This window comes from Xenorhabdus japonica, assembly GCF_900115195.1.
Taxonomy (GTDB): domain Bacteria; phylum Pseudomonadota; class Gammaproteobacteria; order Enterobacterales; family Enterobacteriaceae; genus Xenorhabdus; species Xenorhabdus japonica.
This window is the reverse complement of sequence record NZ_FOVO01000022.1, coordinates 17,048-40,452: the sequence shown is the minus strand read 5'-3', so window position 1 is coordinate 40,452 and position 23,405 is coordinate 17,048. Positions and strand designations below refer to the sequence as shown.

At 49.0% G+C, this 23,405-nt stretch carries 24 protein-coding genes and 1 pseudogene; 22 read left to right on the top strand and 3 right to left on the bottom strand.

Translation table 11 applies throughout. The features are described 5' to 3' along the window. The first annotated feature begins 7 nt into the window (after window positions 1-7). Window positions 8-526 carry a single-stranded DNA-binding protein gene (gene ssb, locus BM135_RS09990; protein ID WP_092519602.1) on the top strand — a complete coding sequence of 173 codons (519 nt, stop codon included), beginning with the start codon at window positions 8-10 and terminating at the stop codon, window positions 524-526. An 83-nt stretch (window positions 527-609) separates the two neighbouring features. Here ssb and BM135_RS09985 read toward each other — a convergent pair whose 3' ends face one another. Both BM135_RS09985 and BM135_RS09980 read right to left on the bottom strand, forming a co-directional pair. Next, entirely contained in the window at window positions 610-1,290 is a 681-nt protein-coding gene (locus BM135_RS09985) for a DUF4276 family protein (RefSeq protein WP_092519601.1), read from the bottom strand. Beyond that, window positions 1,283-2,389: an AAA family ATPase gene (locus BM135_RS09980; RefSeq protein WP_092519600.1), complete on the bottom strand. Its 1,107-nt coding sequence runs from the start codon at window positions 2,387-2,389 to the stop codon at window positions 1,283-1,285. The genes BM135_RS09985 and BM135_RS09980 overlap by 8 nt, the downstream gene beginning before the upstream one ends. A gap of 465 nt (window positions 2,390-2,854) precedes the next feature. Between BM135_RS09980 and BM135_RS09975 the strand changes: the two genes are divergently transcribed. The 9 genes and pseudogenes from BM135_RS09975 to BM135_RS09935 all read left to right on the top strand — a co-directional run bounded on the left by BM135_RS09975 (window position 2,855) and on the right by BM135_RS09935 (window position 11,226). Further along, complete coding sequence (locus BM135_RS09975; RefSeq protein ID WP_092519599.1) at window positions 2,855-3,136, top strand: helix-turn-helix domain-containing protein; 282 nt, start codon at window positions 2,855-2,857, stop codon at window positions 3,134-3,136. Window positions 3,137-3,292: 156 nt separating this feature from the next. Continuing rightward, a complete protein-coding gene (pilL2, locus tag BM135_RS09970) occupies window positions 3,293-3,838 on the top strand; it encodes a PFGI-1 class ICE element type IV pilus protein PilL2 (protein WP_092519598.1) in 546 nt (181 codons plus the stop codon). Next, window positions 3,838-4,539: a TIGR03759 family integrating conjugative element protein gene (locus tag BM135_RS09965; RefSeq protein ID WP_092519597.1), complete on the top strand. Its 702-nt coding sequence runs from the start codon at window positions 3,838-3,840 to the stop codon at window positions 4,537-4,539. The genes pilL2 and BM135_RS09965 overlap by 1 nt, the downstream gene beginning before the upstream one ends. Beyond that, window positions 4,515-5,054 (top strand): annotated as a pseudogene (locus tag BM135_RS09960) (integrating conjugative element protein). The gene BM135_RS09965 and the pseudogene BM135_RS09960 overlap by 25 nt, the downstream one beginning before the upstream one ends. After that, on the top strand, window positions 5,051-7,114 hold the full coding sequence (gene traD / locus BM135_RS09955) for a type IV conjugative transfer system coupling protein TraD (RefSeq protein ID WP_092519596.1): 2,064 nt from the start codon (window positions 5,051-5,053) through the stop codon (window positions 7,112-7,114). The pseudogene BM135_RS09960 and the gene traD overlap by 4 nt, the downstream one beginning before the upstream one ends. Window positions 7,115-7,123: 9 nt before the next feature. Next, on the top strand, window positions 7,124-7,882 hold the full coding sequence (locus tag BM135_RS09950) for a TIGR03747 family integrating conjugative element membrane protein (RefSeq protein WP_092519595.1): 759 nt from the start codon (window positions 7,124-7,126) through the stop codon (window positions 7,880-7,882). A 193-nt stretch (window positions 7,883-8,075) separates the two neighbouring features. Beyond that, a complete protein-coding gene (locus BM135_RS09945; RefSeq protein WP_092519594.1) occupies window positions 8,076-9,506 on the top strand; it encodes a DNA cytosine methyltransferase in 1,431 nt (476 codons plus the stop codon). Window positions 9,507-9,515: 9 nt separating this feature from the next. Continuing rightward, complete coding sequence (locus BM135_RS09940) at window positions 9,516-9,989, top strand: very short patch repair endonuclease (protein WP_092519593.1); 474 nt, start codon at window positions 9,516-9,518, stop codon at window positions 9,987-9,989. Further along, on the top strand, window positions 9,982-11,226 hold the full coding sequence (locus BM135_RS09935) for a type II restriction endonuclease (protein ID WP_092519592.1): 1,245 nt from the start codon (window positions 9,982-9,984) through the stop codon (window positions 11,224-11,226). Before BM135_RS09940 ends, BM135_RS09935 begins: the two co-directional genes overlap by 8 nt. A 139-nt stretch (window positions 11,227-11,365) precedes the next feature. On the opposite strand, the gene BM135_RS09930 is transcribed toward BM135_RS09935, so the two are convergent. Next, window positions 11,366-12,136 (bottom strand): DUF5710 domain-containing protein, encoded by a 771-nt coding sequence (locus BM135_RS09930; RefSeq protein ID WP_245737365.1) that lies wholly within the window; start codon window positions 12,134-12,136, stop codon window positions 11,366-11,368. A 195-nt stretch (window positions 12,137-12,331) separates the two neighbouring features. Between BM135_RS09930 and BM135_RS09925 the strand changes: the two genes are divergently transcribed. From BM135_RS09925 to BM135_RS09875, 12 genes are all read left to right on the top strand, one after another. Beyond that, window positions 12,332-12,661: an integrative conjugative element protein, RAQPRD family gene (locus tag BM135_RS09925; protein WP_092519590.1), complete on the top strand. Its 330-nt coding sequence runs from the start codon at window positions 12,332-12,334 to the stop codon at window positions 12,659-12,661. Then, a complete protein-coding gene (locus BM135_RS09920) occupies window positions 12,658-12,894 on the top strand; it encodes a TIGR03758 family integrating conjugative element protein (protein WP_092519589.1) in 237 nt (78 codons plus the stop codon). The genes BM135_RS09925 and BM135_RS09920 overlap by 4 nt, the downstream gene beginning before the upstream one ends. A 79-nt stretch (window positions 12,895-12,973) precedes the next feature. Next, window positions 12,974-13,306, top strand: a complete 333-nt coding sequence (locus tag BM135_RS09915) for a TIGR03745 family integrating conjugative element membrane protein (protein ID WP_244175543.1) — start codon at window positions 12,974-12,976, stop codon at window positions 13,304-13,306. A 10-nt stretch (window positions 13,307-13,316) separates the two neighbouring features. Then, on the top strand, window positions 13,317-13,673 hold the full coding sequence (locus BM135_RS09910) for a TIGR03750 family conjugal transfer protein (RefSeq protein ID WP_092519588.1): 357 nt from the start codon (window positions 13,317-13,319) through the stop codon (window positions 13,671-13,673). Beyond that, entirely contained in the window at window positions 13,670-14,326 is a 657-nt protein-coding gene (locus BM135_RS09905) for a PFL_4703 family integrating conjugative element protein (protein WP_092519587.1), read from the top strand. Before BM135_RS09910 ends, BM135_RS09905 begins: the two co-directional genes overlap by 4 nt. Next, entirely contained in the window at window positions 14,323-15,156 is an 834-nt protein-coding gene (locus tag BM135_RS09900; protein WP_092519586.1) for a TIGR03749 family integrating conjugative element protein, read from the top strand. The genes BM135_RS09905 and BM135_RS09900 overlap by 4 nt, the downstream gene beginning before the upstream one ends. Then, a complete protein-coding gene (locus BM135_RS09895) occupies window positions 15,146-16,558 on the top strand; it encodes a TIGR03752 family integrating conjugative element protein (RefSeq protein ID WP_092519585.1) in 1,413 nt (470 codons plus the stop codon). The genes BM135_RS09900 and BM135_RS09895 overlap by 11 nt, the downstream gene beginning before the upstream one ends. After that, the gene (locus BM135_RS09890; RefSeq protein WP_092519584.1) at window positions 16,558-16,914 is read left to right on the top strand and encodes a hypothetical protein; all 357 of its coding nucleotides are present in this window, start codon (window positions 16,558-16,560) and stop codon (window positions 16,912-16,914) included. Before BM135_RS09895 ends, BM135_RS09890 begins: the two co-directional genes overlap by 1 nt. Further along, window positions 16,902-17,303, top strand: coding sequence for a TIGR03751 family conjugal transfer lipoprotein (locus tag BM135_RS09885; RefSeq protein ID WP_092519583.1), 402 nt, complete (start codon window positions 16,902-16,904; stop codon window positions 17,301-17,303). The genes BM135_RS09890 and BM135_RS09885 overlap by 13 nt, the downstream gene beginning before the upstream one ends. After that, window positions 17,303-20,047, top strand: a complete 2,745-nt coding sequence (locus tag BM135_RS09880; protein WP_092519582.1) for a conjugative transfer ATPase — start codon at window positions 17,303-17,305, stop codon at window positions 20,045-20,047. Before BM135_RS09885 ends, BM135_RS09880 begins: the two co-directional genes overlap by 1 nt. Window positions 20,048-20,150: 103 nt before the next feature. After that, window positions 20,151-21,305 (top strand): inverse autotransporter beta domain-containing protein, encoded by a 1,155-nt coding sequence (locus BM135_RS17445; protein WP_245737364.1) that lies wholly within the window; start codon window positions 20,151-20,153, stop codon window positions 21,303-21,305. Next, window positions 21,278-23,395 (top strand): Ig-like domain-containing protein, encoded by a 2,118-nt coding sequence (locus BM135_RS09875; RefSeq protein ID WP_245737363.1) that lies wholly within the window; start codon window positions 21,278-21,280, stop codon window positions 23,393-23,395. Before BM135_RS17445 ends, BM135_RS09875 begins: the two co-directional genes overlap by 28 nt. The last annotated feature ends 10 nt before the right edge of the window (window positions 23,396-23,405 follow it).

Here is a 23,405-nt window from a genome sequence, read left to right as displayed (position 1 = left end):
AATCAGCATGTCTTCGCGCGGCATTAACAAAGTGATTTTAGTGGGTTATCTGGGACAAGATCCGGAAATCCGTTACCTGCCAACAGGCGGCACGGTGACAACGCTGTCACTGGCGACGTCAGACAGTTGGCGGGATAAACAAACCGGCGAAACTCGGGAAAAAACCGAATGGCACCGGGTAGTGATCTTCGGAAAATTAGCCGAAATTGCGGCGGAGTATCTGCAAAAAGGGGCTCAGGTGTACATTGACGGCCAGTTGCAAACACGCAAATGGCAGGATAATCAGGGACAGGATCGCTATTCAACCGAAGTGGTGGTCAATATGAATGGCACGATGCAGATGTTGGGCAGTCGTGGCGATACAAAACAGGTTCCTGTTCAACAGGCTAAGGCTAAGTCAGCACAAAAACCACAACCTTCTCAACCGACTAAAAAGGAGAGAAAACCAACACAAATGGCACAGCTTTCGTCTTTACCGGAAGAGGAGAAAGAAGAACCAGATTGGTCTGATGAGATCCCATTTTGACGTGGTTTAACCTATTGCCCTGTGACACAGGGCTTATTGCTAATATTGGGTAAGTCAATCGATTCTAAATTCTACGCACACATTTAAACGGTCATTAATATTTCAAACCTACATAGCCACTCATTGAATAACGGGCATTTTTCTCTCATCTTAGGAATGCCTATTTTCTCGGCAATCGCTATCCCTGTTGTCGTTTTGCCAAATGTTCCATTTGCTGACCATTTTTCCAATCGCTTTGAAGGCGCCGTTTGTGGGCTATTGTTAATCGATTCCGGTTCTCCACACTCTCGAAGTATCTGCTCTATCTCTTGTACATGGATATTTAACTCATTGGCGAGTATCTCTTTGTCACTAAAGAGTAAAGCTTCAAATTCATGCATCACGATGTAGGGAATAAAACGTTCATCGGCTCTCTGTGCGAATAGGAATGGGTGAATTTCATTCTGTGTTGACAGATACAGATGTTCAGCGATTTTCTTTGGTTCCCACTGTCTATTTAACGTTTCTAATCCCGGCCATTCATGGGTGCCGTAATAATCAATAAAGGTTGTGACATAGGTATCTGGACGTTGTTTCAGATGCATCTCAATGTCTTTCCTGACTCTTGAAAAACGCACATCCCCGCCTTTTTGTCCGGGTTTAGAAACTTGTGTGGCAGAGATGAAAATCATTTTCTCAGCCAGATAAGGTTGAAGTATCTTTTCAACAAATATCTGTTCTGTCTTACCTTCAACGATGGCCATGACTTCGATGTAATTACTCATAAGTCGGCCCTCCGGCAATGACGTTTTTAGCCCATAATTCACCCAGAGAATAGTTGTCGAGCCATTGAGAAAAATCTTCTTCATTTAAACGCTCAAAACGTGAAGCGCCCTTTTTACGATTCACGATGACAATATCTTCAGCAGAGAATTGATCGATTAAAATAGGGGATTGAGTGGCGATAATGACTTGGGTACGCTGAGCGGCCTGTTGAATCAACTCGGCAAGGATAACAATGGCCGCAGGATGTAAGCCCAGCTCAGGTTCATCAATAATAATCGTCGATGGCGGATTGGGTTGTAATAATGCCGTTGCCAGACAAATAAAGCGTATTGAACCATCGGATAAATGATAAGGCTGCATCGGATAATCTGAGCCTTTTTGCGTCCAGCTAATGTTAACTTCTTCCTTTAAACCACTTTGACGCGGTTCCAGAATGAAGTTATCAAAGAACGGGGTGACTAACCTGATGGCATTTACAATCGATTTGTACTCATTTGGCGTCTCATTTTTGAGTTTTAATAAGAATGCGCCAATGTTAGAAGCATCTGTACGTAACGTTTTGTTATCCTGAATAATTTCATATTTTCGCATTCCCGCTGTCGCACTGGTATCGTGAAAATGGTAAATCTGCCAGGAAGCGATGGCATCATAGACCGGTTTTGAATACGGTGCATCAGAGGAATTGTTCTCTATTTCAGCGACCATTCTGGATCTGCCATCATCGCTATCCCCCAGTGACCACCATCCGGCAGTATCTTTTGCGTAATAACAGGCTTCATCTTCAATCGCACAGCTATCTGCTGGTGTGGGAACTAATTTAAAGCGGAATCCTCTTTCCCCGAAGCGTGTCTCAAATTCCATTTTCTGCGTGACCTTATTGCCATTAAAGAGTAAATCGCCAGCGCCACCACTATCGCGTACATAGCGATTTAATGTGCCGTCTATTAATGCACGCAGCATTTTAAAAAAGGAGATTAAATTACTTTTACCTGCGCCATTAGCGCCAACAATCACGTTTAAGCTTTTAAGTTCAAACTCACTAAGCTCATGGATTGATTTAAACCCTTTAATCGTGAGCTTGTCTAAAGACGTAGTCATATCGCCTCCTTTGAAATGCTTTACTTCAGTATCAGACAAGGGGATAACTATTGATGATAAACTCTGCATCAGGACAGTTGTATTCAATGTTAACATAAGCCGCTGATAGCTGGAGCACTATTCTCTGAATCACATCTTCCTTTGGTTATGCTGACCGTCAGAGGTAACGCTGAATTAACGGGGGACTAATCACTTAATTTTACTGATTAAACTTACATGTTCGATTATTGAATTCGATAACTCAATCAGTTAAAGTAAAAAAGCTATCGGCAAAATCCGGTAGTGAGGAATCTCAGGCCTCATAAAAACACTCCACTGGTAGGTAGTTTCTACCAGTGTGCCTGTTATCGCACCTTCAATGGCGGTTCAGGCGGGGGAGGCTTCGGCCTCGCCGGTTGAGTGTTTCCGGTACCTGAGAATCCCTGTCTGAACCACCACCAATAATCAACAGAAGGGGACGCAGGTATGATTAACACTCAACAAGACTGGCACCCAGCCGAAATTATTTGTGCATTACGCAAGCGTGGTACCACACTCGCCGCTTTATCCCGTGAATCGGGACTCAGTTCTTCCACACTGGCAAATACCTTATCCCGCTCATGGCCCAAAGGAGAACTAATCATCGCCACCCGTTTGGGAATGGAACCCGCTGAAATCTGGCCCAGCCGTTATTTCGACGATTATGGCAATTTTATTGAACGAAAAATACGTCAGCCGGTTGATGAAAGCCAGCCAGTGGCTGAATAATGCTCTGATATCATCATGTGCAATGTGATAATACCTATTCAGAGGCTATCCATTATTTTTTGTTTCAGCAAACACAATTGAGTTGTTCATTGAATACATCACAGGGTTCCTTGCATAGTCAGGATTATTTTACAACTGAGCAGGAACCTATTTGGCATGAAAATAACGATGTTAATCGGCTTAATCGCGGTCATACTGACGGGATGCACGGCTCCGGTAAAACAACCGCTCCCTCAGCCTTCCCAAAATAGCTTTTCTTCCGTTACGCTGACACGAAACATCCAATCGGTTTCACCGGATATTTATCAGCAAACACCCGAAGTCGTCCGTTATGGCCGCTATGTGCTGGTCAGTACCGACCCGACAGCAGCGCAGCGTGATCCACTTTCCCAGCTGATGGATATTCATCTCCCCGCGTCCCAGAATCCCTCTGTTGCCGATGCTATGGGTTATGCATTGCGTCAATCCGGCTATACACTCTGTGCACCTGACAAGAAGAATGACATTTTATATCGTCAGCCGCTGCCATCAGTACATGCTCAGTTAGGTCCAATTCGGTTGCGCACGGCATTACAAGTGATGGCAGGGCCGGCCTGGCAACTGGAAGTGGATGAGGTGCAGCGTGTCATTTGCCACCATTTGCGACAGGGTTATCAACTCCCGGCTCCGGCTAAACAACAGCAGCATGGAGGCGGACGTTGATGAAATCATACCGATCCGGTCTATTGATGTGGATGCTGCTAAGCAATTCTGTATGGGCTGCAACACCCGCACCGTTAGCTTCGCAGCAGACACAATCGACAGAAAGCCAGCAGCAATCCCTGAAAAGTCAGGCTGAACAGTGGAAGTTAAGTGCCGATGAATATCAGCGTTATCAGCACCTGATGAGTGGACCACGGGGTATCCGGTCGCCGGGGCTTGATCCGTTAACGACATTAGGTATTGAAGCCGAAAACGATACCGAGCGCCGCAGTTATGCTGAACAGTGGGTTAAGTCAGAGTTTGCCCGTACCGAAAAAGAGCTGCGTTTCCAGCGGGAAGTGGATGCCGCCTGGCAGCGGCTGTTTCTTGATGTCTTGCCGGTCAATATGGAAAAATTGCGTGCGACCAATGGTCGGCTGGCATTGTTTGTCAGAGCCAAAGACTGCCCGCAATGTGAAACCCGTTTGGCCGAAGTGCTTGCTGCAAAGCAGCTGGTGGATATCTATCTGATCGACAGTCAGGGGAGTGACGATACTCTACGGCAGTGGGCTAAAAATCATCACATCCCGGTTGAGCGGGTACGCAATCGACAAATCACACTGAATCATGATGCGGGATACTGGTTCCGGTTTGGTAAAGGATTGATGCCGGTATTATTACGACAGGGGGAACAAGGATGGCATATCACGTCATTACAATGAAATGGCTGAGCATATTTCCTATTATCGGCCTGTTATGGATCAATACTGGTCAGGCTGAACTGAATGTGATTGCCGATTTAGGCGGAAAAGATGCTTCGCCCTTTTATGAAGGCATTAATGCTTAGTCGGATGCTGTTTCTGCATTACCACAATCTTCTTTACCGGAAAAATCGGGTGAAGCGGCCATGTTGCCGGTTAACACACCGGAACTGATACCGGGAAAGGTAACAAGCCGATCACTGCAACTACCAAGCATTGGCGCATTGTTTCTGATTGGTGATGATCCGGATTCACGTCAGTGGCTAAGCCAGCATGCAGCACGGCTTGCGCAATTGCACGCGGTGGGGCTGGTTGTTAATGTCAGTACAATAGCAGGATTACAGTCATTGCGCACCTTAGCACCGGATATCCTGTTATCGCCGGCTTCCGGTTCAGAATTGGCGCGTCGTTTGCAACTGCAACATTATCCGGTGCTGATCACTGAAAGCACACTCACACAGCAACCCTCACTATGAGCCGTCGTTATGTGGTTGAAGCCTTGCTGCGTCCGGCGGTAGAACTGAATACTGCTGTCGTTTCAGCTGTGGCGGCATTTATCTGCATCCGGGCACCGTGGGCGATTGCACTGGCACCGTCAATCAGTTATGTGATGGCCGGTGGTTTTGCAATATTGTCGATGATCCGCATGTGGCAGGGCATTCAGGTTATCCGCTATCGCCGAAACCTGCGCCGTCTGCCACGCTACCTGATGAGCACAAAGCAAATTCCCGTCAGTCATCAGCGCTTGTTTCTGGGCAGGGGATTTCGCTGGCAGCAGAAGCATACCCAGCGTTTGCAGGATACGCGGCGACCAGAGGTCGAACGATTTGTGCAGCCACCCCGGTTCTATCAGCTTGCCCGGGTACTGGAACGCCGTACCGAATACCGCTGGCCTAGGTTATCAGCGTTGTTACGCAAAGATTCGCCGTTAAATCTGGTGCGACCACTGCCTCCGGTGGGTGGCAATCCTGTGATCCACGGCATTGAACCACAGGAAGCGGAAGTGTTTATGGATCTGCGCGAGCGCGTCGGGCATACCTTAGTGATGGGTACTACCCGGGTGGGAAAAACCCGGCTGGCTGAATTGCTCATTATGCAGGATATTCGGCGCGATGAGGTAGTGATTGTTTTTGATCCCAAAGGGGATGCCGACCTGTTAAGACGTATCTGGGCGGAAGCTCACCGGGCTGGACGTGGCAGTGAACTTTCCCTCTTTCATCTGGGCTGGCCGGAAATTTCGGCGCGTTATAATGCCGTCGGGCGGTTTGGCCGGGTTTCGGAAGTCGCTTCCCGTCTGGCGGGACAATTGAGTGGTGAAGGGAACAGTGCGGCATTTCGTGAGTTTGCCTGGCGGTTTGTCAATATTGTCGCCCGCGCGTTAGTTGCACTGGGGCACCGGCCGGATTACACGCTTATCACGCGTTACGTCAATAATATCAGCGAACTGTATCAGCTGTATGCCACTAAAGTGATGGAAGACAGGCAACCAGCTCTGTTGGAACAAATTAACCATTACCTCGGTAAACTGAAAGAAAAAGATATTCCGCGCAATATGCAGGGGCAGCCGGATGCGTTCCGGCTCTGGGCAATGGAAATGACGCTGAGTTCAGAAGCGGGTAAGCAACTCTATGACCCCATTCTGGACGGATTACGTTCTGCCGTGCGTTATGACCGCACCTATTTTGATAAAATCGTCGCTTCTTTGCTGCCGTTGTTGGAAAAACTGACCACGGGAAAAATCGCAGAACTGTTATCACCGGATTATCTCAATATGGCGGACTTGCGCCCCATTTTCGACTGGGAGCAGGTGATCCGCAAGAACGGCATTGTCTATATCGGGCTGGATGCGTTATCTGACAGCGATGTGGCTTCGGCAGTGGGCAACAGCATGTTTGCGGATTTGGTCAGTGTGGCCGGGCAGATTTATAAGTACGGTATGAATGCGGGATTACCGGTACGTCAGGACGGGAAATTGGCGATTAACCTGCATTGTGACGAATTCAATGAACTGATGGGGGATGAGTTTATCCCGCTGATCAATAAAGGTGGTGGTGCCGGTATGCAGGTCACGGCCTATACCCAGACCTCCTCCGATATCGAAGCCCGTATCGGCAGCCCGGCTAAAACCGCACAAGTGATTGGTAACTTCAATACCCTGGTTATGTTGCGGGTGCGGGATAACCGGACGGCGGAGTTACTTACCAGCCAGCTGCCCGAAGTGGAAATCTACAGTAAGACCCTGGTCTCAGGGCATTCTGATATCGCCGATGTTGAACAGGGGCAGGATTTCACCTCGTCCACGCAGGACAGGGTTGGCACAGTCAAAACACCGCTGGTGACGCCGGCTGAGATGATTAACCTGCCGAAAGGACAGGCGTTTGCCCTACTGGAAGGCGGACAGTTGTGGAAGATTCGCATGCCTTTGCCAACCGGCGATGACGATGATGCCCTGATGCCGGCAAGTTTGCAGAAAATCGCCGAGCATATGCGACGGCACTACCGCACCAGTGAAGCCTGGTGGGAAGAAAAAGGATAATTTCTGCTTATGGCACAATCAGAACCGGCTTCCCGTCAATCCACTCAACCACCGCGTAAGCACAGCCTGCTGTATCGTGTGTTATGGGAATGGCCGTGGCAACTCATTGGGTTTATTGTGATGTCGTGGCTATTCAGCCTGTTACTGGAATATCTCGGGATGACTTTTCTCTGGCAGAATGAGGGTGCCTCCCACAGCCAGACGATGATGAACACCGAACTGCAATTTTTATCCACGGAATTTACCCAGAGCCTGCTGTTATCCGAACCGTCACAAACGGTCTCTGACTGGCTGACACAGGCTTATCAATGGCTGTTTGTCGACAGTGGTTTTATGCACTGGATACAGGGGCAGCGACAATATCAGCTCAATAGCCGCAATGATTTTATGCGTGAATTCAATGCGGTATTACTTGGTGTATCGGGCTATTTACAGGAATATGGGCTGGCCACGATGTTTATTACGATGGTCACGTTGACCCGGCTGGCGATCTTGGTGCTATCAGTTCCGCTGTTTGTGATGGTGGTTTTAGTTGCACTGGTTGACGGGTTGGGACGACGGGATTTACGCCGTTACGGAGCGGGGTATGAATCGAGTTTTGTTTATCACCATGCCAAGCGGGGTATTAAACCGGCCTGCACTATTCCCTGTGTGCTGTATTTATCGTGGCCGGATGTGGTGTATCCCACGGTGATATTGCTGCCTGCGGCACTCTTGCTGGGTATGACGGTGGTGATAACAACGTCGATGTTTAAAAAATATTTATAGTGAATGACGCTGTACGATGGAATGCAAAACGTTTTTTTGTTTTGTATTCTATCGTCAGCAGACAAGCCGCATGGCGGCGCGTCAGTGATTATTATACGTACCTGAGACTTCTTTTTGTCAGTTTAACTTTATCCTGTGTCAGTTGAGTGATATTATTACACTAATATATCCCTCTGATTAAATGGTTTTTACTATGAAAGAGTTAGAGTTAATTGCACAAAAACTAATTGCACAAAACGAAGAAGAACAATACCGGAAAAAGGAAGAAGACAAAGCTTTAATCAGTAAACTCGTTGAAATCTATGATCAAAAATATGTTGCTGAGGCACTTCGGGCTATTAGTCATAGCGACTGGACTCGTGAAACACTTAATCGCTGGTTAAATGGTAAAATGGTACAAAAGCAATTAACTGAGCTGGAAGTACAGATGCTCAATAGTTTGTTGCCATCACCGCCTGAACACCATCCGAATTACACTTTTCGTTTTATTGATCTGTTTGCCGGCATTGGTGGGATCAGAAAAGGATTTGAAGAGATTGGTGGGCAATGTGTGTTTACCAGCGAATGGAACAAAGATGCGGTTCGTACTTACAAAGCAAACTGGTATTGCGATCCTGAAGAGCATGTATTTAATTCTGATATCAGGGATATAACTCTGAGCCATGATATTTCTGCCAGTGATAAAGAAGCATACCAGAATATAGATCGTGAAATCCCCAATCATGATGTATTACTGGCGGGTTTCCCTTGTCAGCCTTTTTCTCTTGCGGGGGTATCAAAGAAAAATTCATTAGGCCGTGCTCATGGCTTTGAATGTGAAACGCAGGGAACATTGTTTTTTGATGTAGCCCGGATCATTGCTGCCAAAAAACCAGCCATTTTCCTGCTGGAAAATGTGAAGAACCTGAAAAGCCATGATAAAGGGAAAACGTTTCGGGTTATTTTGCAGGCTTTGGATGAATTGGGATATTCTGTTGCAGATGTTGAACATACAGGGAAAGATGATCCAAAGATTATTGATGGACAAAATTTCCTGCCACAACACCGTGAACGTATTGTTTTGGTTGGATTTCGGCGTGATCTTAATATCCACCAGGGATTTACCCTCAGAGATATGAATCAACTTTTTCCTGCGCAAAGACCGACTCTTAAAGAATTACTGGGCAGTAATGTAGATAACAAATATATCCTTACTCCTGCTTTATGGAAATATTTATACAACTACGCGAAAAAACATCAGGCAAAAGGAAATGGTTTTGGCTTTGGTCTGGTTTTCCCTGATAACCCGAATAGCGTTGCCCGCACCTTGTCCGCCCGTTACCATAAAGATGGCTCTGAAATACTTATCGACCGAGGTTGGAACCAAGAGCTTGGAGAGATAGATTTTGACAATGAAGAAAACCAGAAAAACAGACCAAGAAGGCTGACACCTCGCGAGTGTGCGCGTTTGATGGGATTTGAATCTCCGGGTGGTACGACTTTTCGTATTCCCGTATCAGATACTCAGGCCTACCGGCAATTCGGCAATTCTGTGATTGTTCCTGCTTTTGCTGCTGTGGCCCAATTATTAGCACCTTATATTGCCAGAGCGGTTGCGTTTAAAACCAGCAAGAAAGTGGCATAAGGTTTGATTATGGCTGATGTTCACCATCCTGCAATTCGTAGCAAGAATATGAAAGCGATCCGAAATTGTGACACAGCCATTGAAATAAAACTGGCAGCGATCCTTGCAGACACGGGCTTTCAGTTTCGGACACAGGTAAAAGAATTACCGGGAAAGCCTGATTTTGTGATCGATGAGTACCGAAAAATCATTTTTACTCATGGGTGTTTCTGGCATCACCATGAGTGCTATCTGTTTAAAGCCCCGATGACCAGAACCGAATTTTGGATGAACAAACTTGGGAAGAATGTATTACGGGATAAAGCTATTAATGAGAAGCTCAGGAGTAACGGCTGGCACGTTATGGTTATCTGGGAATGTGCTATAAAAGGCAGATTCAGATTACCCGCTCAGGAATTATCTGAAAGAATAGAAGAGTGGATTTGTGCAGGTAGTGGTTCTGTAGAAATTGATACTAAGGGGATACATAATAAAAATGTTTGAGCAGTTATCTGATCATTTCGAAGTCGCAGTTGCAAAATATCTTTCGGCTGTTGATGTTGATCCTAAAAAATCAAATCAACATGAAATTGGTGGATTGGTCAAAGCAGGATTTTCAAGATATCTTCCCGTTCCCGAACAAGGAGAAAAAATATTTTTTAAGGCAACACTGACTTATATTGCCGGAGAAGATAGCGAGCCGGTCATCTGTGAAGATCAATTAACGTGGTATGATACTCGTTATAACCAGCCAAACAGATCGGCTGAATATCGTATGTATTATAAAACGAATCCTGTTTCATCTCTGATGAACGAAGGTGATTTTTTTCTAATTATTAAACGTAATAATGGCGATTTGCTGCTTATTATAACTCCCCCGGGATCTTCAGTTGAATTACAGCTGAATACTTTATTTGGGCTGGGTAGTCTTGGTCATAATTTTTCCCGATCTTCGATTGAGGAAAAATCGCTTATCCTTCCGGTCAGGATGTTATTTGAAGACCTGGGAATAGAGCTTGAAGAACCTGAAAGTAAAAATGAAAATTTACTGGACACATTATTAAAGCGCTTTCCGGCTGGTTTTCCTAAGTCAAAAGAATTTTCTTTACTGGCAAGGGAACTGGCTTCAGGTGAACCAATAAATGAACCCGATAATACACTGATGCTATGGATGGAACAGGAAGAAAAATTATTTAAAACGTATGAACGCTATGAGGTAGAGAAAAAATTATCGCAGGGATTTGGGGAAAATGGGAATGATGTTGATGAATTCATTCATTTCTCATTGAGTGTTCAGAACAGGCGAAAATCCCGTGCCGGTTTTGCCTTTGAAAATCACCTGGATCATCTTTTCTCATTGCATAATCTGCAATTTCAACAGGGTTCTGCCAAAAATATAACAGAGAATAAGTCTAAACCCGATTTTCTTTTCCCATGTTTTTTTGCTTATCACGATAAATCTTTTCCTCAGGAAAATTTGCGGCTACTTGGCGCAAAAACGACATGTAAAGATCGCTGGCGGCAAGTATTGGCTGAAGGAGACCGAGTGGAGCGCAAGCATCTGATAACGATGCAGCCGGGGATAAGTGAGCAACAACTGGCAGAAATGAAGGATAAATCGCTACAACTCGTGGTTCCTGAATCTGTTCAGTCACTTTACCCTGTATCTTATGCCAATGATTTACAAAATGTTATGGAGTTCATTACTGAGATCAAGGAAATCCAAAGGTTAACTCAGTGATCTTGCAAGTGGAAACTGTACTGCATTTGTGTAAATACCTTTTATCAGAGGTGACCATTCAGGTGGTCACCATGATCTGCACTTGTCATTCCACAAGGTGCTATAGGTCATATTTTTCTTTTACTGCTTATTCCGCAGCCTATTGAAGATACTTTGACGGCACATTCACCACCTGCGTCATGCATTCAAACCAGTCACAGGCTTTACAGATACGGCCACCCAGCTTCGGATCGAAATGGTAGTGATTGTGCGAAATATCTTCACAATACCCTACAAAAGGCTGATCAATACGGTGAAGCTGAATAGCCGCCGCTTGTTCCCTGGACGTCGGGAAAAATGCGCCCCCGACTTCCGCAAACATATAGGTATCATCCTGTTGCGCCTCACAGTGTTCGCAGTGGTTTATCCAGTGCTGCCTGCGCAGCCGTTGGCTGACCGCTTTGCGCAGCGTATGATGAAAACCGGGCAGCACGTTACGCACGATAGTGGGAATATCCGCGATATAAAACAGAAACGCCGGGCTATCCTGCTCTGAGTAGTCTACTTCCGTGCCGGGTTCATCGCCGTTATCTGCTTCCAGTAGCTGATGTTCGGCAGGCAGTATAAATGCGGTGACGGTGGTGTATTCATGACAGTGTGGACAGGCTGTTTGGGTCTGGGCTAGATACCAAAATTCCGCATGCACATTGTAGAACGGCAGCCATTGCATAAACGGCTCCGGGTCAAAACTGCCGTCGATATACCAGATTTGGGTGGTTGCATCCCAGTGCGCGCCCAGTTTCCTCACCGTCTCATACTCATCATCAGGGACGTGTAAATCAATCCTCAGCATGTTACTTCCTTCATTGTTAAATCGTTGGCAATACCCTTTATCTTTCAGGTTGCCTCTTTGTTGGCTGCGTTCACTCACCTTGGTCACATAGTAAGCTATGCTCCCGGGGATTCACTTTCTTGCCGCCACGATCCAGCCTGAAATCTATTGGGTAAAATAAATTAGTCAGACTATTTAGCTAATTTTTACCAAAGCATAAAGAGTTTATTGCTGATCAGATTTAAAAAACACTGCATCCTCGGCATCCCGAACTCCATGATGAGGTGAGTGTTTATGCGTTGTTGCTTTTTCTTGTCCCGTTCTGCTTGTCTGCTGGGGTTGACCGTATTGTGTATGTCACTGGCACATGCGGCTGAGAAAGACGAGCTGGCAAGCGCAAAGCGTCTGATTGAACAGGTACAGATAGCACTGGAACGCGCAAGCATCGCAGAAAATCAGTCTGACACAGCAAAACGCCCTCGTTATGACTTTGATTATTCACGCATCAAAGCCGATCTCAATACCATCAAAGCCGGTATCGATTACTACCTTACTCCGTCCCGTGCCCAACCTCGTGAGTCAGGCACCTTATCCGGCCATTACCGTCAGGAAAACCCGCAATGACGCAGGTGCAACGCAATGCCTTTGAAGTGGCATCCGGGCACTTTGATATCACTTTTTTGTATCTGGTGTGTGTCGGATTTTTCTTAGCCACCTTATTTTTCTGGGCGGCCTGGGCGGCGGTAGATGTCTGGCATGGCTGGGCGAATGAAAAAGTGCGTAATCAGACCCTCAGCCAGTTTGCCCTTCGAACCGCGGTATTGCTGGTCATGGCTATTTGGATGTTTGCCAGTTAATGCAGCGAATACGATGAAAAGGAATAGATAGAACATGAAGCACATTTTTACCGTCTGCCGACGTATCAGCACAAACCTGATGACACGGCTCAGTACGTTCATGCTGTTATTCGGATTTTCCTGTGAATCAGCCTGGGCCGATTTACCGGCTATTGAACCGCCCAAAAGTGGTGGCGGAGGCGGATTGCTGGGACAGGCGAAAGGGTATGCACAGGATGGCATTGTGATTGGCGGGTTGATCCTTTCGGCAGTAGCGTTCTTTAAGGTCGCCTCGGCCGCCGTCGAAACTTTTTCCGAAGTGCGGGATGGCAAATCGACCTGGACCCAATTTGGCGCCATCGTCGTGGTTGGCGTGGTGCTGTTGGTTGCCGTGATTTGGTTGCTGTCGAAATCGGCCAGCATTATCTTTTAAGGTGATAACCATGCAGACGATCGCTTTCTTACCTGACCGTTTAAACGCTGAACCGGTGGTATTTCGCGGGTTCACCACGCCTGAGATGGGACTGGCCGCACTGGCTGGGATCACGCTCGGACTGGCAGTCAGTATTCCCCTGATCCCATTAACCGGTTGGGTCATGCTCCCGACCGGCATGTTGGTCATGCCCTTGTTACTGGTAAGCTTTGGCGGGCGTTGGCTCGCACACCTCAAACGTGGCAAGCCGGAGAATTATATCTGGCTGAAACTGGCAGAGAAAAAACGCCGACTGGGTATCGGTGATCCGGCATGGATTCTTACCGCTCAGGGCTGGTCGTTGCGCCGCAGCAGGAGCCTGCGATGAGCCGGTTTCGTCATGCGATCAAAAATCGGGATCAGCATATTTTGACCCTGAGAATGGCGTGCAGCATTTTGGTGTTGGTATTGCTGCTGACCCTGACCGGCTGGATGGCTTCACCGCGCAATCTCACCATCCATCATCCGCCGGACTTACGCACCGGCAGTACGCGCCCGTGGTGGGAAGTGCCTGCGTCGAGTGTCTACAGTTTTGCCTTTTATATTTTCCAGCAACTGAACGCTTGGCCGAAAAACGGGGCACAGGACTATCTGGCCAAAATTGATGCTTTATCCCCTTATCTGACCCCCGCGTGTCAGGATTTTTTACGGGAGGATGCCAAAACCCGGGCCGACAGTGGCGAGCTGCTTGATCGGGTGCGCGTGGTGTATGAAATTCCCGGCCGGGGCTATGGGACGCGCAGTGTGACGGTGCATGACCGGGATAACTGGGTAGTCCGGCTGGATTTGGTGGCGGATGAATATTATCACGCCGAACCGGTTAAACGGGCATTAGTGCGCTATCCGCTGAAAGTGGTGCGCTGGGAAGGCGATGCCGAGCGTAATCCCTTCGGGCTGGCACTGGATTGTTACGACGGCATGCCACAGCGGCTGGAAGCGATACCACAATTGTCGGAAGAGAAAAAGGGTGTATTTCAATGAGCAGAGTGCCATTTGGCTGTCGTAGTTTTTGGCTGGGATTGGTCAGCCTCTTACTGTTCAGCGTCAGCGCAAAGGCCGATGAACTGATGAAATGGGAACGTATTCCGTTATCCATTGCGCTCAAGGTCGGTCAGGAGCGGATTATTTTTGCGGACAGAAATGTCCGTATCGGTTTTCCTCCGTCGCTCAGCGATAAATTGCGGGTACAAAGCGTAGGCGGGGCGATTTATCTGAAAGCCAACAATACCTTCCCGCAAACCCGCCTGCAATTGCAGGACAGCGAAAACGGCGAAATCATTTTACTGGATATTACGGCCGCCAAAGCGGGGCCAGCAGAGCCGGTACGCATTATTTATTTGGATGAAAAAAAACCGGTCTCAAAAGAACAATCCCAGTCCCAGAGTAAACCTGAATTGTCGGCGCCCGTTCCGGTCGTTTTAACCCGCTATGCGGCGCAGCAGCTCTATGCACCGTTACGTACTGTAGAGCCAGTTACGGGTATTCAGCCCGTGAACCTGCATTTACCCGGAACCATCACTACCCTCTATCCGTCAGAGCCGATTGAAATTATGCCGCTGGCAGGTTGGGGATTGCACAATCACACTGTAGTGGCACTGAAACTGCGCAATCCCACCCAACGAAAAATCACCCTTGATCCACGGGCCTTACAAGGGAAATTTGTAGTGGCCACGTTCCAGCATCGTTGGCTGGGTGAGGCGGGGACACCGGAAGAGGCCACGGTATTGTATCTCGTCACAAAAGGGCTGCCGGATAACGCCCTTATACCTGAGCCGGTATCAGTGAAACCGGGAGGACGTCATGCAGGTTAAATCCAATGCGTTGGTGAAAATACTGGTGCCCATGGTGCTGCTTATCGGCGGATTTATTGGCATCAAAAGTTGCCGTTCAACGGAAGGTGCAGCGCCCGACACGACGTCGAATAATGTACTGGCTACGCTGTCACCGGAGGAGTTACAGGCGCTGGGGGTAGGGGGCGATACACCGGAAGATACCCTGCGTACCCTGATAGGGACACTGAATAAAGTGCGGGCAGAGCAGAGACACTTAAGCCAGCAGAATGCCGATATCCTGAAAGAAAATGACCAGTTAAAAAGTCAGCGTCACGATGTCGCGGGGCAGATAGACGCGGCCGTTGCCGCCATCCGTCAGGAAGATGAACAACGCCGACGCGAGTTACAGGATGAGCAGCAGGGGGTACTGGCACAGATTGATTTGCTGACGGAACGATTAAATTCAGCGCCTTTGCCTTCTCAGGATAATCAGATGCCGCTTGGGTTGGGACTGGCCGGTAGTCCGTATTCTGCTCAGCCAGCCAAGGGGCAGGATGAACTTATCTGGGTGCCCCCTGCTGATGAAAAGTCTTCAGATATGCAAGCTATGGGTAATGAAAAAACCACGGCGCAATTTCCGACTTCTTTTTTAAGTGAACAACCGACAACTGGGCAAAATACACCCCAAAATTCCTCGCTTAAGGAAGAAAACGAGAAACTGGTCTATACCCTGCCTGAAAATGCCACTTTGGTGGGCAGTCAGGCGATGACCGCGTTATTAGGCCGTGTGCCTGTCAATGGCACGGTCACTGATCCGTATCCGTTCAAAATTCTTATCGGCAAAAACAACCTGACCGCCAACGGTATCGAACTGCCAGAGGTGGAAGGCGCTGTTGTCTCCGGCTCGGCCAGTGGCGACTGGACACTGGCCTGCGTGCGTGGGCAGGTCAATTCCATCACCTTTGTTTTTCAGGATGGCACGGTGCGTACCTTACCGGGCACCGGGCAAAATCCGCAGGGTATCGGCTGGCTGTCTGATGAAAATGGCATTCCCTGTATCAGCGGTGAGCGTAAATCCAACGCCAGCACCTATCTGCCGACGTTGTTTGCCCTTTCGGCCATGAATTCAGCCGGGGACGCATTGAACGAAAGTCAGCGAACCGCGCAAACCAACGGTGCTGGCGGTATCACGTCAGCCTTAACGGGCAATGCCGGACAGTCGGCATTAGGAAAAGCCATGGCCGGTGGCATGAATGACATAACCGAATGGCTCAAACAACGTTACAGCCAGACTTTTGATGCGGTTTATGTTCCACCCGGTGCCCGGTTAGTGGTGCATATCACACAACCGCTGGCGATTGATTACGAAGCGAAAGGACGTAAGGTGCGTTACGGCTTGAGTGAGTCAACCCAATATAATCATCAGGATGTATTAGATTAATGGAAAAGCCTGTCTTTCAATGGTTGTTTAGTGCCAGCCAGCCTTATTGCCTGCAAGTGCCCGTTACGTGTCTGTCTGAACCAGCGCGGGTTCAGCTTGACTGGCGTTTTGTCGATAAAGAAGAGTATCGGTTATATCTCTCAGCTGGCAGGGTATACCGGTTGCTTGGTGACGGCGATGTTACCGTCTTTCGTCTGACGGAAATGCAATGGCAGGCTATTGTTGAGGGCAACGCAGAGGCTCAGCCTGAGCAGTGGGAACGCCTGCCTTTTACCTTATCCGAGCTGGCAGTGCACCCCGAATTTGCCACGTTTACGGCCATTGGCACCACGGAGTCTGGATCATGCAGAAAATAAAATATGGTTGGGTAGTGTGTCTGGCGGGGTTGTTAGCAGGCTGTTCGACGTCGAAAGAGGCCTTACTCCCTGCCGGCAAACAGACCGTGCTGGCGATGTGGGAGGGGAATAAGGCGGGTCATAGCGCAATATTGGCAAGGCAAACCTTGCGCCGGGCGTTAACCCCTGCCGAACGAAACCGGGCACTGGAAGAACCTTACCATTACAGTCGTTCGGTTGAGCATGAAATCAGCCAGCAGTTTCCCCGCTTACCCAATCCCGATATGGTGATGTATGTCTATCCGCATCTGGTTGCTGGCAAGACACCGATACTAGGCTACAGCACGGTGTTCCCGTTTTATCAGCAGGTGCAGTATGCCCTGCCGGGTGAACACACGGAGGTACTGTAATGCAAAACATTAAAGCATTGAATCGCCCCAGCCAACTGCGGGATGCCGATGAAGCGGCGATTTACCGGACGAATCCGTCCATTATCGACTACCTGCCCTGGGTGGAATATCTGGAAGACGGGCAATGTTTGTTGCTGGACGACGGTATTTCCGTGGGGGCGGTTTACCGCATTGAACCCGTGGCAACGGAAGGTCGTTCCCTTGAACGATTGATTGAGATTCGGGATCAGCTGGAAGATGCGATTCAGGACAGTCTGGAAGAAGACGATATTTCACCGTGGGTGGTGCAGTTTTTTTGTCAGGATGAAGATGAGCCGGCCAGTTATCTCAATACATTACGGGACTATGTGAAACCGTGGGCGCAGGGCACTGCCTTTACAGACACCTTTCTGGCTGAATCGGAACGCCACCTGAAGGGGATTGCTCAACCTGACGGGATATTTCAGGACTCTCTGATTACCGGGCAACCCTGGCGAGGTCAGCAACGTCAGACGCGTATGGTGATTTACCGCTGGCACCCCTCTGGCCACAAATCCCGTGCTGATAACCCTTCTCTGTCATCCGTCGCTGCACTTAATCAGGTCTGTGAGCGGTTGGTGTCGTCATTGGCTTCTGCCGGTGTCATGGCCACCCGCCAAAGTGGCGGACAGATCCACAGCTGGCTATTGCGCCATTTTAATCCGGCTCCGGACTGGGGCATGGAAAAGGCTGATTTTTACCGTACTGTGAGTTACGAGGCATCCACACAATCGGATCTTCCCGTCAATAATGATTTTGCTGAAAGTCTGTGGTTTACCCCGCCGGTGTCTGATCCCGAAAACGGACTCTGGTGGTTTGACGGCCTGCCGCATAAAGCCATTCCGGTTGAACGCCTGCGCCGCCCGCCAGCGCCGGGCACGCTGACCGGGGAAGTGAAACGGGGTGATAATATCAATGCACTGATGGATATGATGCCGGAAGGTACCGTAGTAACGCTTACTATTGTGGTGCAGGCACAGGATACACTGGAAGAAGATTTTACCCGGCTGGCAAAAAATGCGGTGGGGGAAAATACTGAATCAGCACGTGTCCGGCAGGATGTGCTGGAAGTGAAGGAATTACTGGGGCGACGCCATAAACTGTATCGCAGTGCGCTGACCTTTCTGGTGCGTGGCAAGGATTTGGGTAATCTGAATCAGCGGGTTCATCAGCTTTCTTCCACATTACTGAGTGCTGGATTACAACCCGTGCGACCGGAATTCAGTGTTTCCCCGCTGAATACATATTTGCGTGCCCTGCCGATGGGCTTTAACCCGCAGAAGGACAAAAAACACTGGTTTACCCGCCTGAGCTGGGTGCAACATTTGGCGGGACTCTTGCCGGTGACAGGCCGTTCGACAGGCACCGGGCATCCGGGTTTCAGCTTTTTTAATCGTGGTGAGGCACCGTTGACTTTTGATCCGATGAACAAACAGGATCGCACCCAGAATGCCCACTTATTGCTGTTTGGCCCGACAGGAGCAGGTAAATCTGCGACTCTGTGTGCCTCCCTGGTGCAATTGATGGCGATCCACCGACCGCGTCTGTTTATTGTGGAAGCGGGGAACAGCTTTGGTTTACTGGCTGATTATTACGAAAGTCTGGGGCTGACGGTCAATAAAATCGGTATCAAACCGGGTTGTGGCGTCAGTCTGGCGCTATTTGCCGATGCCCATCAACTGCTGCAACTCAGTCCCAATAAATGGCAGGACATTCCTGATGAATCGCAGGAAGACGAAAATGATGAACAGCGCGATATTCTGGGTGAGATGGAAATTGCCGCCCGGCTGATGATCACTGGCGGTGAGAAAAAAGAGGAAGAGCGCCTGACCCGCTCGGATCGGGGGTTAATCCGTGAAGCCATTATGATGGCAGCACACACCAGCTTTGCTGAGGGACGTCAGATGGTGGCCTCAGACTTACAAAATGCGTTGTATGCCATCGCCCGAAACCATCAACAGGATGAACACGGTCAGCCGTTAATCACGGCACATCGCCGGGCACGGGCGGATGAAATGGCCGGTGCCATGTCGATGTTTACCCAGGGCTTTGAAGGGGAACTGTTTAACCGTCCCGGTACGCCGTGGCCGGAAGTGGATGTCACGTTGATTGATCTGGGTACACTGGCGCGGGAAAACTATTCGGCACAGATGGCATTGGCAATGGTCTCACTCATCAATACCGTGAATAATCTGGCCGAACGGGATCAATATCAGGATCGAGAACTGCAATTGGTGATCGATGAAGGGCATATCACCACCACCAACCCGCTGCTCTCCCCCTATATGACCAAGGTGGTGAAAATGTGGCGTAAACTGGGCGCCTGGCTGTGGCTCGCAACCCAAAACCTCGCTGACTACCCGGATACCGCTGAAAAAATGCTGAATATGGCTGAATGGTGGTTGTGCCTGACCATGCCGCCGGATGAAGTCGAACAAATCGCCCGCTTCAAAAAACTGACCGAGGAACAAAAAGCCGTGTTGCTCTCCGCCAGTAAACTCCCGCGCTGCTATACCGAAGGCGTAGTGCTGGCGAAAAAAATCGAAGCCTTGTTCCGGGTGGTGCCACCGAGCCTTTATCTGGCACTGGGGATGACGGAAAAAGAAGAAAAAGCGGAGCGACGGGCATTAATGCGGGCGTATCAGTGCAGTGAACTGGAAGCGGCGGTGTTGGTGGCCAGAAAAATGGATATTGCGCGGGGATTACATCTTGAATCCAATGGGTGACAGTCGTTTAATTTTCATGTTCGAAAAAAGAATTAAGCGCGGTACTTAAGCTGTGTTTTCGGCATGTTACCCCTTTCAGCATGAATGAAAAGGGTAACAACTCGTGGTGCAAAAAATCCAATCCACTTGGTATAATAGAACAAAATCTCTGATTATCAGCTTGTTAAGTCTGTCACTGAGTTTTTCCGGTCAGGCTATGCCAGAAGATCAAAACCAAGACCCGCAGACACAAAAACTGGCCGAAATCACCGCCCAATGGAGTCAACTTACTCAATCGCAATCACCCAGCGAAGCGGCAAAAACAATGGCCGCCCAGAAGTTAACGTCTGCGGTGGCGTCGACACTGACACCGTGGTTAAATCAATACGGCAATGCCCGCCTCACACTCCCTTTCGACAATCATTTTTCGTTAAAAGACATTTCATTTGATTGGTTACTGCCTTTTTATCAACCAGTTTCGGGTACTGCATTCAGCCAGTTAGGGGTAAAAAACCATCACGGTCAGACAACAACGGCAGTCGGATTTGGCTATCGTTATGTCGCCGATAATTGGTTATGGGGTGCCAATGTCTTCTGGGATGCGTTGTGGCCGGAGCTGCATCACCGTTACAGTCTTGGGCTGGAAGCCTGGCATGATAACGTCAAATTGTCCGCCAATCTTTACCAGCGCTTATCTCACTGGAAAACCGCGAGGCTCACGGATTTTGATGCAAGACCGGCCAATGGCTGGGATATTCAGGCCGAAGCGTATTTGCCTGCTTTTCCTCATTGGGGCGGGCAATTGAAGTATGAACACTATTACGGGCAGCAGGTTGCATTATTGGGGGAATCAGAACGCCAGAAAAATCCGTATAGCGTCACCACCGGGCTGACTTACACGCCAGTTCCCTTAGTGACACTGGGCGCAGATTTTCGGCAGGGTAAACAAGGTGTCAGTGAGAACCGTTTTACTCTGAACCTCAATTATCAATTGGGCGTTCCGTTCAGCCAACAGTTTGATCCAAACGCAGTCGCGCCATTGCGCAATTTAAGATCCAGCCAATTTGATGTTGTAAATCGCCGCAGCGATATGGTGTTGGATTATCAGAAACAAACGTTGCTGACACTGGCTTTCCCTGCATCAATCAACGGATATGAAGGCAAAGAAGTGACCTTTGTACCGATTATCCAATCCAAATATCCGTTGGCACGTTTAGAGCTGGATACGGCTGAATTACAGCAGGCAGGAAAATGCTTGATCAACGGCCGGAGAAAGTGACGTTACGGTTGCCGAAAGCCACGGAAAAACCTGTTCGGCTTGCGGGAATAGCCATCGATAGCCGGGGTAACCGTTCCAACCGGGCAGAAATCATGATGGTGAGTTTGCCGACCGAAAAGCGATTGCAGGTGACAGCGAATAAAACTCAGGCTAAAGCCGATGGTCATGATAATGTGATCTATACCGTCCTTGTTACCGATCAGGAGGGGACTCCCGTCCCGAATCAAACGGTTATCTGGTCAAGTGATAAAGGCGAATTAGCCCAAACCCGGCAGAACACGGATGCACAGGGGCAGGCAGCGGTTGTGCTCCGCAGCCGTCAGCAGGGTCTGCACACCGTACGCGTTACTGTCGATGAGCACGTTACCATGGCGCTTTCGGTACAGTTTGATGCAGTGCTGATACCCGAAATCACCGTTGATAAACAGAGCGTTAAGGAGAATGGAAAAGCCATGGCGTCCTTGACTGTCACGGTTAAAAACGCCGACGGTCAACCTGTTCCAAATCAAGCCGTTGGCTGGCAGACCAATATTGGACAGTTCTCCTCATTTTCATTAATGACTAATGCGAAAGGGCAGGCCACCGCTTATTTAACCAGCCGGGTGTCAGGAAATGCGGAAGTGACGGTGGCGGTTGGCAGCGAAATGGTGATGTATTCTTCAATTAGCTTTATTGCCTCGCTAGCTCATACGCTTCAGGCGGACAAACAAACGGCTATTGCCGATGGTCAGGACAGCATCCTTTATACGGTGAACGTGCGCGATGCAGCAGATCAACCCGTTGCTAACAGCAAAGTGCAATGGTCAGCGGATAACGGGCAACTGCTGGATAAGCAGGGGCAGACAAACAGCCAGGGAGAAGCGACAGCCCGGTTAGTCAGCCAAACCTCAGAAACGGCAACGATGAAAGCAGAGGTGGCGGAAAAAACACTTCATGCTGCGCCGGTGACGTTTGAACGCTGGCTGAAACCCGTGATCACAGTGGATAAAGACCGGGCGAAAAGCGATGGCCAGGATACGGTGGTGTTGACCGCCACGGTGAAAGACTCATTGGGGTTACCCGTGGCAAATCAGTCGGTGATGTGGCAAACGGATCGCGGTGTGTTGTCTTCAGAACGAACAGAAACGGATAGCCAAGGGCAAACACAGGTTAAGCTGAGTAGTGCGTTGACAGGCGAGCATCAGGTGCAGATCCGAGTCGGCGATGAGCTGTTGGCTGCACCCGTGATTATGTTTGAAGAAGTCCTGTTGTCAACTGTTCGGGTGGATAAAACCCATGCGGTAGCTAATGGCACTGAGCAGGTAACGTTCACCGTCACGGTCATGGACAGTCGTGGCTGGGGGCTTTCGGATCAGACTGTTGAGTGGTCGGGGGACTTCAGCGAGATGATTTCTGTGAAAACCCAGACCGACTACTGGGGAAATGCAACTGTGACTGTTGTCAGCCACCGTCCGGGAAAAGGTGAGGTTATTGCGCGGATCGGTGATCAGCAACAAGAATCGCCAGTGATCGAATTTGTTTCGCCGCTGCGTATTGAGGATATTGTTGCCGTTGATAGTCAGGGCGGCAATGCCAACCAGAAATCATTTGGTACCAGAGGGCCTTCCGTTTTCTGGCGTGGTGCAAAATTTCGCCTTATCACGGCAGGCAATACAGGCCGGGTAAGCTGGCAGAGTGATTCGCCCGCGGTCACAGTATCGGGTGATGTGGTGACGGTGCAACAAAATCCTGACGGAGTAAGATTCACCGGTACTGATGAGACCGGGCAGCAGGTCGAATTGACCTTGACGGTTCACACCTGGTTTGAGCGCTCCGGCCTGACGAAAGCGTTTTATTCTGAGGCAAAACAACTGTGCAAATCACTTGGCAGCCGGATTGCCTCCAAATATGCACTCGAACAGCTCTATGAAGAATGGGGTAATTTTTATCTCTACAATGGCTGGGCACGGGAGTTTTATGTGACTTCTACGGATTATCTGGCAGCCAGCTCAGGTTCAGCAGAGCATCAGGCGAAATGGGCGTTTTGGGCAGAGACAGACAGATGGATGCGAAATGGTTGGGCGATGACGGGATTCGCGTGTGGCCATTAATGAATGATAG